The sequence below is a fragment of the Akkermansia sp. UBA7090 genome (assembly GCF_002493465.1).
GTDB lineage: Bacteria > Verrucomicrobiota > Verrucomicrobiia > Verrucomicrobiales > Akkermansiaceae > Akkermansia > Akkermansia muciniphila_A.
On record NZ_DKYW01000004.1, the window covers coordinates 96,103 to 114,078 of the forward strand.

The 17,976-nt window shown below is 54.5% G+C and carries 15 protein-coding genes, 1 tRNA gene and 1 riboswitch; of the genes, 9 read left to right on the forward strand and 7 right to left on the reverse strand.

All coding sequences use genetic code 11. The features are described from left to right. Position 1 precedes the first annotated feature (1 nt). The 4 genes from B3075_RS01230 to B3075_RS01245 are packed head-to-tail and all read left to right on the forward strand — an operon-like array spanning position 2 to position 5,890. Entirely contained in the window at positions 2-1,609 is a 1,608-nt protein-coding gene (locus B3075_RS01230; protein WP_094137098.1) for an ABC transporter permease subunit, read from the forward strand. Between the two features lie 24 nt (positions 1,610-1,633). After that, complete coding sequence (locus B3075_RS01235) at positions 1,634-3,883, forward strand: extracellular solute-binding protein (RefSeq protein WP_290488734.1); 2,250 nt, start codon at positions 1,634-1,636, stop codon at positions 3,881-3,883. Between the two features lie 3 nt (positions 3,884-3,886). Then, positions 3,887-4,864, forward strand: coding sequence for an ABC transporter ATP-binding protein (locus tag B3075_RS01240; protein WP_290488736.1), 978 nt, complete (start codon positions 3,887-3,889; stop codon positions 4,862-4,864). Between the two features lie 18 nt (positions 4,865-4,882). Beyond that, positions 4,883-5,890, forward strand: a complete 1,008-nt coding sequence (locus tag B3075_RS01245) for an ABC transporter ATP-binding protein (RefSeq protein ID WP_290488737.1) — start codon at positions 4,883-4,885, stop codon at positions 5,888-5,890. A 136-nt stretch (positions 5,891-6,026) separates the two neighbouring features. Here B3075_RS01245 and alr read toward each other — a convergent pair whose 3' ends face one another. Beyond that, positions 6,027-7,130 (reverse strand): alanine racemase, encoded by a 1,104-nt coding sequence (alr, locus tag B3075_RS01250; RefSeq protein WP_290488739.1) that lies wholly within the window; start codon positions 7,128-7,130, stop codon positions 6,027-6,029. Positions 7,131-7,339: 209 nt separating this feature from the next. On the opposite strand from alr, the gene B3075_RS01255 reads away from it, so the two are divergent. The 4 genes from B3075_RS01255 (at position 7,340) to dgt (ending at position 11,213) form a co-directional block, all read left to right on the forward strand. Further along, positions 7,340-7,414: transfer RNA gene (locus B3075_RS01255), tRNA-Val, on the forward strand. Between the two features lie 168 nt (positions 7,415-7,582). Beyond that, positions 7,583-8,515, forward strand: a complete 933-nt coding sequence (locus B3075_RS01260) for a DUF5655 domain-containing protein (RefSeq protein WP_290488741.1) — start codon at positions 7,583-7,585, stop codon at positions 8,513-8,515. A gap of 111 nt (positions 8,516-8,626) precedes the next feature. Beyond that, complete coding sequence (locus B3075_RS01265; protein WP_290488742.1) at positions 8,627-9,484, forward strand: EamA family transporter; 858 nt, start codon at positions 8,627-8,629, stop codon at positions 9,482-9,484. A 400-nt stretch (positions 9,485-9,884) separates the two neighbouring features. Further along, a complete protein-coding gene (gene dgt, locus B3075_RS01270) occupies positions 9,885-11,213 on the forward strand; it encodes a dGTP triphosphohydrolase (protein ID WP_290488744.1) in 1,329 nt (442 codons plus the stop codon). Between the two features lie 133 nt (positions 11,214-11,346). On the opposite strand, the gene B3075_RS01275 is transcribed toward dgt, so the two are convergent. The 6 genes from B3075_RS01275 to B3075_RS01300 all read right to left on the reverse strand — a co-directional run bounded on the left by B3075_RS01275 (position 11,347) and on the right by B3075_RS01300 (position 17,336). After that, positions 11,347-12,300 (reverse strand): PDZ domain-containing protein, encoded by a 954-nt coding sequence (locus B3075_RS01275; RefSeq protein ID WP_290488745.1) that lies wholly within the window; start codon positions 12,298-12,300, stop codon positions 11,347-11,349. A 254-nt stretch (positions 12,301-12,554) separates the two neighbouring features. Continuing rightward, entirely contained in the window at positions 12,555-13,226 is a 672-nt protein-coding gene (locus B3075_RS01280; RefSeq protein ID WP_290488747.1) for a hypothetical protein, read from the reverse strand. Between the two features lie 15 nt (positions 13,227-13,241). Further along, positions 13,242-13,823 (reverse strand): RNA polymerase sigma factor, encoded by a 582-nt coding sequence (locus B3075_RS01285; RefSeq protein ID WP_290491992.1) that lies wholly within the window; start codon positions 13,821-13,823, stop codon positions 13,242-13,244. Positions 13,824-13,944: 121 nt separating this feature from the next. After that, positions 13,945-14,838 (reverse strand): thioredoxin family protein, encoded by an 894-nt coding sequence (locus B3075_RS01290; RefSeq protein WP_290488750.1) that lies wholly within the window; start codon positions 14,836-14,838, stop codon positions 13,945-13,947. Positions 14,839-14,975: 137 nt separating this feature from the next. Further along, the gene (thiC, locus tag B3075_RS01295; RefSeq protein ID WP_290488752.1) at positions 14,976-16,799 is read right to left on the reverse strand and encodes a phosphomethylpyrimidine synthase ThiC; all 1,824 of its coding nucleotides are present in this window, start codon (positions 16,797-16,799) and stop codon (positions 14,976-14,978) included. A gap of 65 nt (positions 16,800-16,864) precedes the next feature. Continuing rightward, a riboswitch (TPP riboswitch) is annotated at positions 16,865-16,984 on the reverse strand. Between the two features lie 118 nt (positions 16,985-17,102). Further along, complete coding sequence (locus B3075_RS01300; RefSeq protein ID WP_290488753.1) at positions 17,103-17,336, reverse strand: hypothetical protein; 234 nt, start codon at positions 17,334-17,336, stop codon at positions 17,103-17,105. On the opposite strand from B3075_RS01300, the gene B3075_RS01305 reads away from it, so the two are divergent. Beyond that, the gene (locus B3075_RS01305) at positions 17,335-17,928 is read left to right on the forward strand and encodes an RNA polymerase sigma factor (protein WP_290488754.1); all 594 of its coding nucleotides are present in this window, start codon (positions 17,335-17,337) and stop codon (positions 17,926-17,928) included. The genes B3075_RS01300 and B3075_RS01305 overlap by 2 nt on opposite strands. Positions 17,929-17,976 lie beyond the last annotated feature (48 nt).

Below are 17,976 nucleotides of genomic sequence, written 5' to 3' on the forward strand. Positions count from 1 at the left end.
CATGGTTAGAAAACTGGCATACCTTTTGGTCATCCTGGCGGTGCTTACTGCCGCGGGAGAGCTGTGCGGGCTGCTCCTGCCCACGTTAAGCTGGCCCTTCACCGTCTCGCGGGAAATGAGCATGCTCAACATCGTCTGTACGGACCAGAACAACAGCGGCCTTCTGACGCCTCAGGGGAAATTCCTGTGGTTTGGCTGGGTTTGCGTGCTGGTCATGGGAGGCCTCGGTTTCTGGCTCATGCTGAAAGGCCCCCGGAGGTTCCATCCAACGCCGATCACCAGGCGCCGCATCCAGCGTTTTAAAAGCATCTCCCGCGGCTATGTATCCCTCATCATTTTGCTTGTATTAACGCTGCTGGCCTGTATGGACCAGTGCTTGGTGGGCAAGCGGGCCCTCCTTGTCGTTCAGGACGGCTCCTGGTACTTTCCGGCCATTATGCGCAAAGTATACAAGGGTTCTACATTTGGACAGACCGGAGATTTTGCGGATGCGGAAGCCAACTACCGCGAACTGAAAAAACAGGCAGGCCAGCCGGGAAAACCCTCCCTTGTCATCATGCCCCTGGTTCCGTACGATCCCACGGGAGATTCCACCAACCCCGGTTCGGAAGCTTTGATGGTGAATGAAGACGGCCTCGTCTGCGAGCCCGGCGGCAAGCCGTATTCCGGTTTGGCCTCCCGCTTGCATAAGGATGAAGAAGCCCTACCCCACATCAGCTACAAATTCCGCAAAGGAAAGAAAGTGGACCGGGCCACCGGATGGCTGGAAGACAGAACGGAGGTGTACAGCGCCACGTATGAAAACAACCAAATTGTGGCGGAACATTACAGCGGCCCCGGCACCAAGGAAGAATTCCTGAAACAGACGGATGAACATAAAATCAGCCGTATCTTCTACCACCCCTCCCCGCCCCTCAAGGGGGGCCACCTGCTTGGCACCAATACCCAGGGGGCGGACATCCTGGCCTATCTGTACGGCGGCCTCCAGGTAAATATGAAAGCCGCCCTATTCTACCTTCCTATCGTATATTTTATCGGCATCACTTTCGGAATGATGATGGGATACTTCGGCGGCATGTTTGACCTCGGCATGCAACGCCTCATAGAAATCTTCTCCCAGGTTCCCTTCCTTTTCATCATCATGATTATTTCAGATATGGTTCCCCTTCACATGAAGGGCATGTTCCTGATCATCAGCCTTCTCATCATGTTCGGGTGGATGTCCATGACCTACCAGCTCAGAACCTCCACCATGAAGGAAAAAGCGCGCGACTACGTAGCGGCGGCCCGCGTGCTTGGGGCTTCCACCAGCCGTATTCTTTTTGTCCATATCCTGCCCAACCTGGTCGCCATTCTGGTCACTCTGGTTCCGTTCAGCGTTTCCGCCCTCATTCTGGCTCTGGCTTCCCTGGATTATCTGGGCTTCGGCCTTCCTGACACATACGCCAGCTGGGGCCGCCTGCTCAATGACGGACTGGCGGATCTTTCCGCCAGCTGGGTGGTCACCTCCGCCTTTTCCGCCCTGGTGATTACCCTCCTGCTCGTCACCTTTATCGGAGAGGCTGTCCGTGAAGCCTTTGACCCCAAAAAATTCACTACTTATAAATAAAAGATTCCTGTTTTGCCATTCCCTATGCTCAAGCTGTCCACCATCTTCCGCTCCATCCTTTCTTCCGTGACGCTATCTCTTTTGCTGACAGCCGGAGCCGGTTGCAAGGATTCCTCTCAATCCCAGGGAGCTGGCTGGCAGCCAAACGTGCCTTTCGGCACGCTCCCTCCGGGATTTGATTCCTTCCCGGAACGATGGAACAAACAGATCAATGACCGCCTGGCCCGTGAGGAAGCCGCCAAGCAAAAGGAAATACGGGAACTCCGGGACAAATTTTTCAAGGAGGAAGATTCTAAAGTCAGGGAAAAACTGCAAAGCAAACTCATTGCGGATGAAGCAGCCCTGTCCGTCATTCACCGCAGGCAGACGGAAGGCGACTACATTAAATTCAAAACCCCGGCGGACATTCCCCAAGACCTGAAATGGGAAGATGGACTGGACAATCCGGAAATAGGAGATCCGAATGCCAAAAAAGGAGGCGTGCTGCGCCAGTGGGCCCCCGGCTCCTATCCGGACACATTCCGGCCCAACGGCCCGAACAGCAACAGCGGCTTCCGTGGCCCCCTGTATGATGAAATCATCATCGGCCTCGTTTCCATCCATCCGGTTACGGGAAAAATCATTCCTGGAATCGCTCATAAATGGGCGGAATCCCCAGACAGGCGCACCGTTTACTTTGAACTGGATCCGGATGCCCGCTATACGGACGGAGCCAAGGTAAAGGCCATCGACCTCCTGGTGAACATGTACATCCGCACTTCGGAATACAGCCGGGATGTGTTCTATAACAACTTTTTCTACCAGAACGCTTCCAACATCACCATTTACGACGACAGCCGCTTTTCAATCACGCTCCCCTTCGCCAAACCTCTGCTCCCGTACTACTGCACGCTGTTCATTCCTTCCCCTCCGCACTTTTACTGCGAGTTCGGCCCCAACTACGTGGAACGCTACCAGTGGCGCGTACCGCCCACCACGGGTGCTTACGTTGTCAAGCCGGACGGCATCATCCGCGGCCGCCAGGTAACGCTCCAACGCGTGGCGGACTGGTGGGCCAGGGACAAAAAATTCACGAAATACATGTATAATGTGGATCAAATCGTATACAACTTCATTGCGGAACCTTCCAAGGCCATCGAACTCTTCCGCATCGGAGAGCTGGACGTTTTGAACATCACCAAACCGGAACTGTGGCACGAACGCATGGAAATACCGGAGGTCCACAACGGCTACATTAACCGCAGCACATTTTACACCATTTACCCCCGCCCTCCTTACGGAGTCTTTCTGAATACCTCCAAGGCCCCCTTCAATGACCTCCATGTTCGCCGGGGGTTCCAGCACGCGCTTAATATCCAGAACATTATTGACATTACCTTCCGCGGAGACTACCAGCGGCTCAATTCCTACAATTCAGGTTTCGGCAAATTCACCAACCCTTATATCAAGGCGCGCTCCTATTCCCCGGAACAGGCCCGCGCTTATTTCGCCAAGGCGGGCTACACCATTCCCTGCCCGGACGGCATCCTCCGCAAGCCGGACGGCACCCGGCTCACCGCAGCCATCACCTTCCCCAATTCATCTCCTTCCCTGGCTTCCACCCTGGGCAAGCTGAAGGAAGACGCGCGCAAGTGCGGCCTAGAAATCCAGCTTGACCCTCTGGACTCCACCGTAGCTTTCCGCAAAATCATGGAAAAACGCGCCCAGGCCTCCTTCATGGCATGGGGATTCACTCCCCCCCATCCGATGAACGAGCAGGGATTCCACTCCCGGTACGCCTATGATGAGCGCGGTGGCCTTATTACCTATACCAATAACATCTGCGCTTACGCGGACAAGGAAATGGACAAGTTGCTGGACGCAGAAACAAACGCAGCCACGGAAGACGAACTCCAAAAGGCCACGTGGAAAGTGCAGCAGAAAATTGATGACGAAGCCCTGTGGGTTCCCTGCTGGACCACGGAATTCATCAGGCTGGGCTACTGGCGCTGGGTCAAATGGCCGAACAGCGCGACTACGCAATTCTGCCACCCCGTCGTATTTGACCCCATGGAAAGTTATCTGTACTGGGTGGATAACGATATTAAAAAGGAGACGCTGGACGCCAAGCGGGAAGGAAAAACATTCGAGGAAGTGGATGCCGTGTATGACCAGTACCGCTACATGGACTCCATTGAAAGCCTGGATAACAAGGATGGAGGCGGCAAGCTGCCGTCTGTGCCTGTCATCCCGGAAAGCGGCGCCCTTCTGGAACCTTCTGCCACGGAAAAATAACACATGAGCGATCCCCTGTTGGAAATCAAGAACCTGGTCACCGGCTTCGAAACGGAATCCGGCCTGTTGAAAGCGGTGGACGGCGTCAGCTTCACCGTCCCCAAAGGCACCTGCGTAGGCATCGTAGGGGAATCAGGCTGCGGAAAAAGCGTTACAGCCATGTCCATCGTCCGGCTGCTGCCTCAGCCCATGGGGAAAATTCTGGACGGGCAAATTCTGTTCAAGGGCCGCGACCTGGTTCAGGCAAAAGAGACGGACATGCACAGCATCCGCGGCCGCCATATCGGCGTCATTTTCCAGGAACCAATGACGGCGCTCAATCCCGTACACAGCATCGGAAGGCAAATTGGGGAATCCCTGATGCTCCACCGGGGAATGAACACCAGGGAAGCCCGGGATGCAGCCATCCAGCTCCTGCAGCGCGTCCGCATCCCCGCTCCGGAACAGCGTGTGGACGAATTTCCGCATCAGCTCTCCGGCGGCATGCGCCAGCGCGTCGTCATAGCCATTGCCCTGGCCTGCCATCCGGAACTCATCATTGCGGATGAACCGACCACGGCCCTGGATGTCACCGTTCAGGCTCAAATCCTGTCCCTGCTCAAGGATCTTCAGGCGGAAATGGGGTCATCCTCCATCCTCATTACACATGACTTGGGCGTCATCGCACAGAGCTGTGACTCCGTAGTCGTCATGTACGCTGGCCGCGTGGTGGAAAAGGCCCCTGTCCGGGAACTTTTTGCCAACCCTCGCCATGCTTACACCAAGGGACTGCTGGCCTCCATCCCTCAGCTAAGTTCCGTGCGGAAAACCAAACTGCCCACCATTCCCGGGCAGGTGGCCTCTATTGCGGATTTCGTTCCCGGATGCCGCTTCTGCCAAAGGCAGGGCGTGCCCGCTGAAGAACTCACGGAACGCCCTCCCCTCGTGGAAATATCCCCGGACCACTTCGTGGAAGCCTGCCCCCGTTGCGCCAACCTTTAACTTCTTTTTCTCCCAGCCATGCCGGAACCTCTCTTGCAAGTAGACAATTTGAAAATGTACTTTCCCGTCCGCTCCGGAATTTTCCTGCGGCAAGCGGGATGGGTCAAGGCTGTGGACGACGTTTCCTTCAATATTTACCCGGGGGAAACGCTGGGCCTGGTGGGGGAATCCGGCTGCGGAAAATCAACCATCGGTAAAAGCATTGTCCGCCTGTTGAAACCCACCGGGGGCTCCATCCGGTTCAACGGCAACAATATCGCCAGACTCTCCCAGCGCAAAATGAGGCCTCTGCGCCCGCACATCCAGATGGTCTTCCAGGATCCTGCGGAATCCCTCAATCAGAGGCAATCCATCGGTCAAATCGTAGCGGAACCCTTCGTCATCCACCGCATGGGCACCCCCGCCGCGCGCCGGGAATGGGTGCGCGGCCTGCTGGACCGCGTAGGGTTGCCGGACAGCGCTATTGACCGCTTCCCCTTTGAATTCTCAGGCGGGCAACGCCAGCGTATCGGCATCGCCCGCGCCCTGACGTTGAATCCCAGCCTCATTATTCTGGACGAACCTGTTTCCGCCCTTGACGTATCCGTCCAATCCCAGGTGCTCAACCTGCTGCTGGAACTTCAGGAGGAACGCAAACTCTCTTACCTGTTCATTGCCCATGATCTGGCGGTCGTCAAACACATCTCCGACCGCGTGGCAGTCATGTATCTGGGTAAAATCGTGGAAATGTCAGATGCGGAAACCATCTACCAAGCCCCCAAACACGCTTACACCAAGGCTCTTCTGGACGCAATCCCGGAACCGGACCCTGCCAGGGCCAACAAGCACCAGCCCCTGCCGGGAGACGTTCCCTCCCCCATCAATCCTCCGCTCGGTTCTGCTTTCGGCCACCGCATCCAGCACCCCTCCTATCCGGAGACGGTGGGCGCGGACCTTACCCCTGTGGAAATAGAACCGGGCCACTGGGTAGCCCCGGATCCCTGCGCTCTGGAGCCGGAAGACTGGAATAAGATCCGCCAGCGGTAAAAGTACGGTAAAACATTCATCCGTGCCCGCCGGGGCACAAGATATCCGCAAACAAATCCCCTGATTTTTCCGGCGGCAGGCAACAGCTCCCAATCGCCTGGCATCCGCACCGTTTCAGCTGACAGCAGGCATCCTCCTACACGTAAATCCGGGGCACGCGGGCGCTGATGCTGGTCAGAACGTTGCTGGGGATGGTATTGGCGCGGCGCGTCAACTCCTCCCAGCTTACATTTGGCCCCATGATTTCCACCAGGTCTCCGGTCTCCACATGGTCCATATAAGTAACGTCCACCATGATCTGGTCCATCGTCACACGGCCCAAAACAGGACAGTACTGGCCATTGATATACACCCTCGCTCCCTGGTTGGACAGGTATTGAAGATAGCCGTCCGCATAGCCGATGCCGATAGTGGCCACCTTCGTGCTCCCCTTCGTTATATAACAGTGGTTGTAGGAAACGCCGTGATTTCCCGGCAGCGTGCGTATCAGAGTAATGCGGCTGTACAGGGTCATGGTAGGCCGCAGCTCCTTATTATAGGGAGACGGCATGGGGGAATACCCGTACAGGATTCTGCCCAGCCTCACCATGTTGGCGCAGGGAACCTTGTAATTAAACACAGCGGCGCTGCTGCACAGGTGCCGAAACTTGTACCGGTGGCCTTGGGAAAGTTCGTTTACGGCCTCCGTAAAGCCGCTGATCTGCCCGTGGGTGAAGGAAATATCGTCGGAAGCTGCGGATAAATGGGAAAACACGCCCTCCAAATCCAGATAACTGAACTGTTTGAGTTTGTCCGTCAGGCCATGCAATTCGCTCGGTAAAAAACCGCTGCGCCCCATGCCGGTATCCACACCCAAATGAACATGGACGGTTTTACCGTAAAGGGCGCCCAGGGAATTGAAATGCTCCGCCTCTTCCATGCTGGAAAGAGCGGCGCGCCAGCCGTTCTGCACAATTTCCTCCCGCTCCCCCGCAAAACAGGGACCGAGAATAAACGGGCATGTTATTGCCCCGGCATCCCTCACCCGGCAGGCCTCCGCCACCGTGGCAACGCCAAAAAAAGCGCAATCTTCGCCATCCAGGGCCTTCACCACCCCTTCCAGACCGTGCCCATAAGCCTCCGCCTTCACAATAGCCATCAGACGGTGATCCGGCATGACGCGACGGACGACATTCAAATTGTGTCTCAGCGCATTGGTATCAATCTGGGCCCATGCTCTGGGAGGGCTTGTGCAACTCATGCCCGGAGTGTAGGAAGACGGTTGATGCTGTACAAGCCGGAATTAAGCCACCTTTCCACTTTTCCAAACGTTCCTTGAAGAAGACAGTACGCCGGTCAATCCCCCGGGAACTTGTTGACGGCGGAAAAGCGAAATCCTTTTTCACCCGATTTCAAAAAACTCCTTGCCAATCCCCGGCACGAACGATATATTCCCTCCGCACTGCAAATGCGCGGTTAGCTCAGTGGTAGAGCACATGCTTCACACGCATGGGGTCACTGGTTCGAAACCAGTACCGCGTACCATTTTCCTAAACACCCCGGAATTCAATATTCCGGGGTGTTTTTATATTTAGAACAGTCAGCAGATAATACTCAATTGGTTAGATATCCCATTTTGTTTCATGATGATTGTCTTGTCATCCATCCCTCATAAAGATAGTATGGATCAAGTAACCTTCCCACATCTGTTTAATGCCGCTTTTCAATTCAAATTCAAAACTGGAAATATTGAACCAAATCAAGGAGATCCCGTTCCAGCTGGAACGGCAAATTCAACATTTGGTGGAAGCAAATTTAAATACGTTGCTTGGGCTGGAATTCGTCAAATCCGAATTCACGATATCCGGTTCCGTTCAGAGGTTGAGAATTGATACATTGGCTTTTGACGGAAAAAATAAGGCTTTTGTCATCATCGAATACAAGCAGGATAAAAATTTTAGTGTTGTAGACCAAGGCTATGCCTATCTTTCTGCAATGCTTAATAATAAAGCCGATTTCATTCTGGAATACAATGAAGCCCGGAATGAACCGCTCAAGCGCAGTAGCGTAGATTGGTCTCAATCCCGGGTTATTTTTATTTCCCAGGGCTTTACCTCTTATCAAAAAGAAGCCATTAATTTTAAAGATCTTCCGATTGCTCTGTGGGAGATAAAAAGATACAGCAATCAAACCATCAGTTTTGAGGAAATCCGAAAACTCAATGCAACGGAAAGCATCAAAACAATTTCATCGAAAAACAGCGATGTAGATGCTGTCAGCAAAGAAGTAGTAGTTTACACGGAGCAGGATCGGTTGAAGAACATTCCGGAAAAGGTACAGGGTATTTACAACAGCCTCAGAAATAAAATCCTCGATTTAGGGGACGTCGAAATCAAAGCCACCAAGCTTTATGTAGCTTTCACGGTCAACGGTTCAAATTTCACGGATATCGCCTTACAGAAACAAGGACTGAAACTCTGGCTCAATCTTCCAAAAGGGAAATTGGAAGACCCCTACAAACTCGCTAGAGACGTTTCCAATATCGGCCATCATGGAAACGGATCTTACGAACTGACTGTAAAAAATGAGGACAGGATGGATTACATACTTACCCTGATTAAACAGTCTTATACACAAAAAGCTTAATTTCTACTGAGAGAAAAGCTTAACCGCGCCATTGCTTTCTTGATGAACGTTGCGTACTCCCGACAGTATGGGCATTGACTTGACTTCTCTTTCTCCGTATGCTCCGCCCGCATGTCTGCGTTGCTGATCACGTCTTTCATCTGGGCGTTGTCATTCGGACTTCTGGGAAACTGCCTGTCCGGCCTCCCTGCCAGCTTTGTCGCGATGGCGCGCATGGCCGGCTCGCTTGCCGTTTTCCTCCCCTTCGTCCGGAGGGTTCCTTTCAGTCATGCCTTGGGGATGATGGGCATAGGCGCCGTCCAGTTCGGAGGAATGTATCTTTGTTATATCGCGGCCTTTCACTATCTGCCTTCCCACCAGGTTGCCCTTTTTACAGCCACCACGCCGATTTATGTGGTTCTGATTAACGGTCTGATGAAAAAACAGCTTCCGCCGCTCCATCTGGCGGCGGCTATTCTTGCGGCCATGGGAGGAGCGGGCATCCTTTGGAAAGGATATTCCGCCGGTAACGGGGTGTTTACAGGAATTGTTCTTGTCCAGCTTTCCAATCTCTGTTTCGCGGCAGGTCAAATAGCCTACATTTCCTTGAAAAATTCCCGGTTCGGGAGAAGCGAAGCTTCCTGCTTCGCCTATGCCTATGCAGGCGCTCTGCTGGTCACGTTGCCCTCCGGCCTGCCGTCAGGGCTGGCCTGCTGGCAGGGGATTGCCGCCGAGCAATGGTGGCTGCTGGCCTATTTGGGGATCATCGCTTCAGGAGTCTGTTTTTTCCTCTGGAATTACGGCGCCCGGCGGGTAACTCCCGTGAAGCTGGCGGTTATGAACAATCTTAAAATTCCCCTGGCGGCCCTGACTTCCCTGCTTCTGTTCAGGGAGCATCCCAACATGTTCCTGCTGTTCATCGGCTGCCTGCTTATCCTGTCCTCTTTCCTGATCGCCCCCATCCCCTTCAAAAAAACTGCGCAGGAATAAATTCCAGACGCCTATATTCCGGACCGCATGCCCGATTCAGCCCAGCCCCGGGAAAAGCATAACACATCACATCCGTTCCATTTTAACGGAAAATTCAAGGAGCAGGTCTTTTCAGGCAGTGCTTTTCCCCCTTCATATTCAAACGCGGCTCCCATTTTCCTCCATTTTTGTGCTGCTTGCCGCCGCCCGGTGGCCGGAGAACGCGACATGTTACGCCAGATTCACCAAAAAAAACTGCGCGCCCGGCACACGCCGCCCACGCTCCTGATTGCGGACGCGCGCATTGACACGGACGGCAAGGCGCTCCTGCAATTGGAGCGGGACTGACGCTGACCTATTGAATGCCCTCTCTTATTTTCTTCTGTTCCAGCCGGGCATTCCCCTGTAGCATTTCTTTACCATGTCAGGGATGATGAATTGGCAGCAGCTTTTGTCGGACGCACGCTGGGGGTCCAGGCATCGGAGCACGGCGTCTCCGCAGAAAAACCGCAGCAATTATGACCGGGATTACGGCCGCATTCTGTTTTCCAGCGCGTTCCGCCGCCTTCAGGACAAGACACAGGTTTTTCCCCTAGGCCGCAATGATTACGTCCGTACCCGCCTGACCCACAGCCTGGAGGTAGCCCACATCGGTTCCTCCCTCGGCATGCTGGCTGGGGAGTGGCTGGCCAAAAAGGGTTCCCTGCCCGCACCTATCATGCCTTCCGATGTCGCCACCATTGTTTCTACCGCCTGCCTGGCCCATGACATCGGCAATCCGCCCTTCGGCCATTCCGGAGAAGACGCCATTGAAACCGCCCTGAAACGGCACGGCCTGGAGCTGCCTTTTGAGGGTAATGCCCAGGGATTCCGCATCCTGACACGTACAGGGGATCCGATGGAGGGCAGCGGCCTGAAACTGACGGCAACCGTTTTGGGCGCCTTTATGAAATATCCCTGTACGCAATCCTATTCCGCCGCCGTCAAGAAAGGCAGCATAGTTGCGGCCAACAAACTTGAATGCAAAAAATTCGGCATTGGGGAACAGGAAAGGGAAGCTGCTTCTTTCATGGCTGCCCATCTGGGTCTGATCCCGCGTTCCACACCTGATGCAGCCCATCTTTGCTGGAGCCGCCATCCCCTGGCGTATTTAATGGAGGCTGCGGATGATATCTGTTACCGCATCGCGGATATTGAAGACGGGTACTTTTCCGGCCTTCTGGATTTTGCTTCCACCAGGGATTTATTCAGTCCTTTCCTGACGGAATCCCAGCTCCGTTATGTCCGGGAGCTGGAAGAAAAGAAGGAAAAAGATTCCTGCATCCATTACATGCGCGCGATCGCCATCGGAAAAAGCATTCAATCCGCTGTGGACAGTTTTGTGAACCACGAGGAAGATCTGCTGCAAGGAAGGATGGAACAATCCCTGATAGACAGCTCGGAATTGTCCGCCCCGCTGAACGGCCTGTACCAGTACGCCATCAAGAATGTGTACCGCGCCAGGGAGGTTATTGAGGTGGAAGCCATGGGGTACAAGGTTCTGGGCGAATTGATCGACTTCTTTATGGAATGGGTGAACCATCCGTCCTCCGGACAATCCCAAAAAATCGCCATCATGCTTCAGGGCACCGACGTGCCCCAAAATAACGGAGGGGAGGCTGCGCGCCTGGCGCATATGCTTGATTATATTTCCGGCATGACGGATTCCTTTGCCCTGGAGACTTACCGGAAGTTGACCGGAATTCTGTAGCTCCTTCCGGAAAGCCGGCTTGTGGACGGATTGCAGAATTCCCCTCCCTTTCACTGAATAAAAAAGCTGCCCCATGCGGGGCAGCTGCCGTTAATTCCATGAATCCGGATTTCCCCGCTATTTCATGAAGCCGTTAAAAGCAGAAATTGGTTTCTATGTTTTTCAAACGTTCCCTGACGGCTTCCGGTACGGCGGCTTTTTCCTCCTGCGTATTGTAGGGACCGGAATACAGAACTTTCCCCGCGGAGTCCGTCACATGAACTGTGGTTCCCGTCCGGGAATTGGAAGAAACCACGATAGTCCCGTTGGCATCCGACATCCGGACGGAAGACATGCTCTGGCCTCCTCCGGAGACCTTGCCCATGGGAGGCATAGGCATTTGGTGAAGGCCCTGCAAGCTCCGAAGCATCTGCGCCGCGCCGGGAGTCAGGTTCATCCGGCCGATGATGTCGTCCATCCGGGAATCATCCATGGCGGAATCTCCCAAAAACTCATCCATCATCTGCTGAATATCCAGAATACGTTGAGAAAGATGAGGCCGTGCAGACATTCCGGAAAAAGGCGCCGCCTGACGCCGAACGGAGGGAACTGCGTGCGGCTGCGTGCGGGGATCCCCCTGAGCCGCCAATATTTCTTCAGCGGAAAGCGTTCCCCCATCCAGGGTAATTTCAGCAGTCTCCCGCTTTCCTTTCCGGTAGAATACCGCTGTAATCCTGTCTTCGGGAGCCTTTTCAGACAGGGCTTCCGTCACGGATTGCGGACCGGACAGGGAAACATCCCCCAGCTTGACGATGACGTCATTTTCCAGAAGGCCGGCCCTGGCCGCGGGGCTGGCCGGCATCACTTTGGTCACCAGCACTCCGGGGAATCCGCTCAGCTCCAGCTGGGCAACAAGCGCTTGAGGCACCGTGCCCGGAACAATTCCCAGTCTGGCCGGTTTGGAAGAGGGGAGAGGCCTGACCTGATGCGTATATGGCGTCAGAGGAGGCGGCTGAAGGTTATCCGTACTTCCTGCGGGCCGGTCAATGGAATATCCGGAGCCCGAACCTGCCAGCAATCCCAATGTCAGAAAGATACAGGGTTTCATATCCATGTGGGATAATATACAACATCTGTCCATACAATGTTCAAAATTCGTGCATTTTTTCTTCCTTCCCACGCCGCAGAATATCGGAGAATACCATATCTCCAAAATCAAAGATTCTCCCTTTGGGATAAAACCGCTGATTTTCCGGCTTCTTATCACCATGACGCCAGCCGGGCTTTTTTCCTCCCTACCAAGAAAAACTGGAAGGCCGCAACAGATCGCCCATTCCGGCGAGATGCATGCACCGCACTTTCTCAGTATTCCTTTTCAGGAAGAATCCTGCGTATAACGGCAGGAGCAATCACAGGTACACGCTCATCCCCTCCCTGCAGTTCAAAAATAGTGGGCGTCCGGAGCAACTCCCGCTTTTCACCGGGAATTACAGGCGTTTCAGCCTTTTCCGTGGAGGCTTCCCCGGCATTTCCGGCAGCCACCGTTCCGCCGGAAGGCACCAGTGCATGTTGAACCAGCATGACAGCCCCCACAGCGGCAGCCGCAGAAATGCCGGAAATACAGGCAAAACGCCGCCAGAGGGAGATGTTCAACGCTTTTTCCCGTTTCTCATCACTGGCGCAATTCATGGCTTGCGCCATTTTACAGACGGAAAATTCCAGCATGGAAGAAGCGGAAAGCCTTTTCAGCCGGGTTTCCATCTCATGTTCGGATTCCGCGCACATCAGGGCACAGCATTGCTCCCTGAACAGGACTCTTGCCGGAGAGGGCTGAAGACGTTTCAAGAGGGATTCCATCTCATGAATTTCATCATCGGAGATTTCATCGCGGCGGAATCGGTTGTTCAAAGGGAAGATTTCCTCACACTTTCCGGCCAGCCGGGAAATCAGTTCATCAGATACGGGAAGGGGCTGCAGGGCGGCAGTACCGCCGCCTTCCTCCCCTGCGGCAGATGATGTTGTCTCATATTTCATAAGGGCGGAACGGCGTTAGAATTGATTCTTTTTATTTCTTAAAGCCCTGCGGAGCAGGTCAATCCCGTAACGGTACCGGCTCGCCGCCGTATTCTGCGAGATTTCCAGCGTTTCCGCAATTTGCTGAAAAGTTTGCTCCCCCCATATTTTCAGGACAATGACTTCAGAGAACTTGGGAGGGAGCTTCCTGAGCTGCGTTTCCATGAATTGTTTGAGTTCCTCATCCGCCGCAGCGCTGGAAAACCAGGGGTCCGCATAAACATCCTCATCCTGTTCAGCGGCGCAGGCCTCATCTTCCCTTTTCTGGCGGCGGTCGGATTTGCGGCCATAATCCACCGCCAGACGCCGGATGGAGGCAAAGACATAGGAGAGCCACGCCTCCTGCCCTCCCACAAATTCCCCGGAAGCCTCCTTGCGCGCCAGGCGTATCAGGGCATCCTGAAGTATGTCCTCCGCATCTTCCGGTGAGCGGGACTGCTGGCGGGCAAACAACAGCAACTGGGCAGCATGTTCCCGCAGCCACTCATCCCAACTCAGCAAATGGCTGCTTTCTCCCTCAATCACCTCCTCTTTTCTGACATAGGCCGGCGTATTCATTTCTGCATATTCGTTCCCTTCATCAACCATAGCGCAACAGCCCCATTTTTTTGTTTAAAATAAAAAACGGAAAGGCATGGCAGCCTCCCGCAGAAGGCCGCCATGCCTTTCCGGACAACTTCTACTTCTCCTGATTGACAAATTTCCGCATGTTTTCAATCCATGGTTCCAGCTTTTTGGCCGCCTGTGATTCCGGATCGGCATCCCGGGCAATTTTCAAGTATTCCAGAACCTTGGGGAAATTACGTTCCAGGGCATACCCATCGCTGATATATTTGGCGATTTCCAGACGAATCGGAGGGAGCATGTCTTTATTTTCCAGCATATTCAATGCTTCCTTACGGGCGGCGAGCATATCTGCCGCAGAGAATTTTCCCGAATATTTCCGGCAGAATTGCTCCCACATAAGCCGTTGCTTCTCCATGGTTGCAGCCTTTTCAGACTTCCCCGCGAATCCGTATTTATCTTCCGGGTCCAAGACGGAAATTTCTGCAATCAACTCCTTCTGAAAAGGCTGCAAATCTTCCGGAAGCACGTTCAGGGCCTTAACAAGCTGCTCCAGTTTTTCCTTTCCTTTCAGCGGCAGGGCCGCCGCCACAGCCTCTTTCAACTTCTTCCTCGTTTCTCCGGCAGCCTCCAGTTTCTTCAGATATTCCTCCGGCGTCCTGGTCGCACTCATTATTTTAGCATAAGGAGCGCCATTCCCTTCCATCAGCAAAACAGTCGGGAATGAGGAAACGCCGTAACGGCGCATCAGATCTTCATGGAATTTAAGCTGTTCCGGAGGCATTTTCCCGGCGGTCTTGGGAAAATCCAGCTCCAGCAGCACGAATTGATGATCTGCCGCATATTTGGCGAACGCATCCGTGTCAAAAATATTCTTGCGCAGATAAATACATCCGGGGCACCAGTCGGAACCGGTAAAGTCAACCAGTACCGGCTGTCCGCTCTTTCCGGCTTTCTCCAGCGCCTTATTCCAATCAGTCTCCCAGGAGGAAGACGCGGAACAAATCAAAGCGGAGGCCAAGGAAAGAACGCCAATTGCAGGGAAAAATGAACTTCTCATGTTAACCGCACTATAGCATTATCCCTGCGCGTGTCATTCTTTTTTAAGAAGAACCGGCTTCATCAGAAACTCCTGAACAAAGACGCCTACTGCTGTGAGCGACGGCGGACCTCCTGGCTCAGGCGCATAGCGCAAAAATCCGGACCGCACATGGAACAGAAATGGGCTTTTTTGGCGTTGGCATGAGGAAGCGTCAGGTCATGGAAGGAACGCGCCTTTTGCGGATCCAGAGAAAGATTGAACTGATCCTCCCAGCGGAATTCAAACCTGGCCTGGGCCAAAGCGTTGTCCCTCCATTGCGCGGATGGATGCCCCTTCGCCAGGTCTGCGGCGTGGGCCGCCAGCTTGTAGGTGACCACGCCTTCCCTCACGTCTTCCCTGTCCGGAAGCCCCAGATGCTCTTTTCTGGTTACATAGCAAAGCATGGCGCAGCCGAGCTGGCCGATAATCGCCCCCCCGATGGCTCCGGTAATATGGTCGTAACCGGGGGCGATGTCCGTTACCAGCGGCCCCAGCGTGTAAAAGGGCGCTTCCATGCACCATTCCAGCTGCTTGCTCATGTTTTCTCCAATAAGATGCATGGGAACGTGGCCGGGGCCTTCATTCATGACCTGCACGCCCGCCTTCCATGCGCGCATGGTCAAATCCCCCTGCACTTCCAGCTCCGCCAGCTGGGCGAAGTCGTTGGCGTCCGCCACGGAACCGGGCCGCAGGCCGTCCCCGATGGAGACGGCAATGTCGTAAGCCGCCAGAATGGAACAAATTTCATCCCAGTGGGAATAAAGGAAATTTTCCTGTTCGTGGATCATGCTCCACTGCGCCATGATGGAACCGCCGCGGGAAACGATGCCCGTCATGCGCCGCGCCGTATGGTTCACGAACCTGAGCAGAAGGGCGGCGTGCACCGTCACATAGTCCACACCCTGGCGGGCCTGCTCAAGCAGGGTATCGCGAAAAACCTCCCAACTCAGGTCAGCCACCTTTCCTCCCACCTTTTCCAGAGCCTGGTAAATGGGTACAGTCCCGATGGGAACAGGGGAGTTTCTTAAAATCCATTCCCTCGTCGCGTGGATGTTTTTCCCGGTGGACAGGTCCATGACGGTATCCGCCCCCCAGTGAATGGCCCAGCGCAGCTTTTCCACCTCCTCCTCAATGCTGGACCCCAGCGCGGAGTTGCCTATGTTGGCGTTGATTTTTACCAGGAAATTGCGGCCGATGGCCATCGGTTCACATTCCGGATGATTGATGTTGGCGGGAATCAGCGCACGGCCCGAGGCAATTTCATCCCTGACGAATTCAGGCGTAAAGTAAGCAGGCATGCGGCAGCCCTTCCGGCGTTCCGGGGCATGCTGGTGATCCAGCCGGTCGCGGGCCACCATGCTGGACGGCCCAAATCCTTCCTGCGCCTCCAATTCGGACGGCCGCGGCATCATGGTAAGCGTTTCCAGGGCTTCCGCGGCCCCGTCCGGGCGGCTTTTGGCGTTCGGATAGCGGTCGTATATCGCCTTGAAAGCCTGTTCCCTGCCCAAATTTTCCCGGATGGCGACAAATTCCATTTCCGGCGTAATAACGCCCTGTTGAGCGTAATAACGCTGTGTCACAGGCGTTTTACCCGCGGCACGCAGGGAGCGCTCCTGCCCCTCATCCTCTTTCACATCCCCGCGGGCCCGTATCCAGGCGGCACGCAGGGAGGGAAGCCCGTTCTCTGCAGTCCCTTCATACGCAGCGTCCCCCCAGGGGCCGGAGCAATCGTACACGCGCACCGGGTCATTAGGATGGGAGGTCCCGTCGGGCAGCAAGGTATCGCTCAAAAGGATTTCCCTCATGGGAACCCGGACATCCGGGTACAGACGGCCCGGAACATAAATGCGGCGGGAACCGGGATAGGACAAATTGGAGGTATCGTTCATGGGATGAGTGCTGTTCTGTTTCGGCAGGGGAACAGCGGAAACGAAACCTCCCCGAAAAACGGGACAAGCCCGTTCCATCGAACTCCCTGCGGCGGAATTATTCGCATCAGGTTTGAAGGGTTCTGCGGAAACAGCATGCCGTTCCCGCAATCTCAGCCTTTATTTGGGCACCCCTGCCGAACTGGAAAAAGAATAACATGGACTTTCTCTCCATCCAAGCGTTTTCCAGCCCGGCGTGGTGAAACCGGAGAGCCAAAGGGACGGCCTCCATTCCTCCCCCCGGACAATCCCCTTCCGCCCTTGTCAAATCGGCGGGCATGGAAGGAATCCATCAACGCCCCGGCCCCGCTTCTTCAAAAGCGTGAATATTTTCCGGGCTTCGAAAAGAGCAAAAGTTTTACCAGCCCCCTGTGCGAAAAAAGAAAGACCTGTTTTCATCTCGTCAGCCATGTAAAGACAGGATAAACTTTTTTCTGGAATACGCCCTGCCGGCCGCAACCTTTCACCGGACACGGGGTTTATAGAAGGGTATTTCATGGACGAAGCACAAGACATGCCGCCTGCGGAACCAGACGAAGATGCCAAGCTGATGCTGAGGGTCAGGAATGGCGACGCTTCCGCCATGGAAATGCTGGTCCGCAAACACCAGAATTCCGTATATGCGGCTGTGGCCCGCATGTTGAACAACGGTCCGGAGACAGAGGACATCGCCCAGCAGGTATTCATCCGCATCTGGAAGGGAGCCGGGAATTACGAACCTTCCGCACGGTTTACCACCTGGATGTTCACCATCCTGCGCAATCTGGTGTTCAATGAAGTGCGCCGCCAGAAACGCAAGCCTACCACCTCCGCAGACGCCATGGAGGAGGAAGGTGGAATGGCCGTATTTCTGGAACCTTCCCAGGCCCCGGACGAAGCGCTGGAGCATACGGAACTCCGGCAAGCCGTGGACGCGGCAATCGCCGCCCTGCCGGAAAAGGCGCGGCTGGCCGTTCAATTGCGCCGTTTCGAAAATATGCCCTATGAGGAAATAGCCAGAGTGCTGGATATGACGGTTCCCGCTACCAAAAGCCTGCTGTTCCGCGCCAGAAACATGCTGAAGGAAGCTCTTGCTTCCTTTTTATCCTGACAATTTCGTCTTTCAAAAAATTAACAATACACTGCCAGCTTTCCCGTC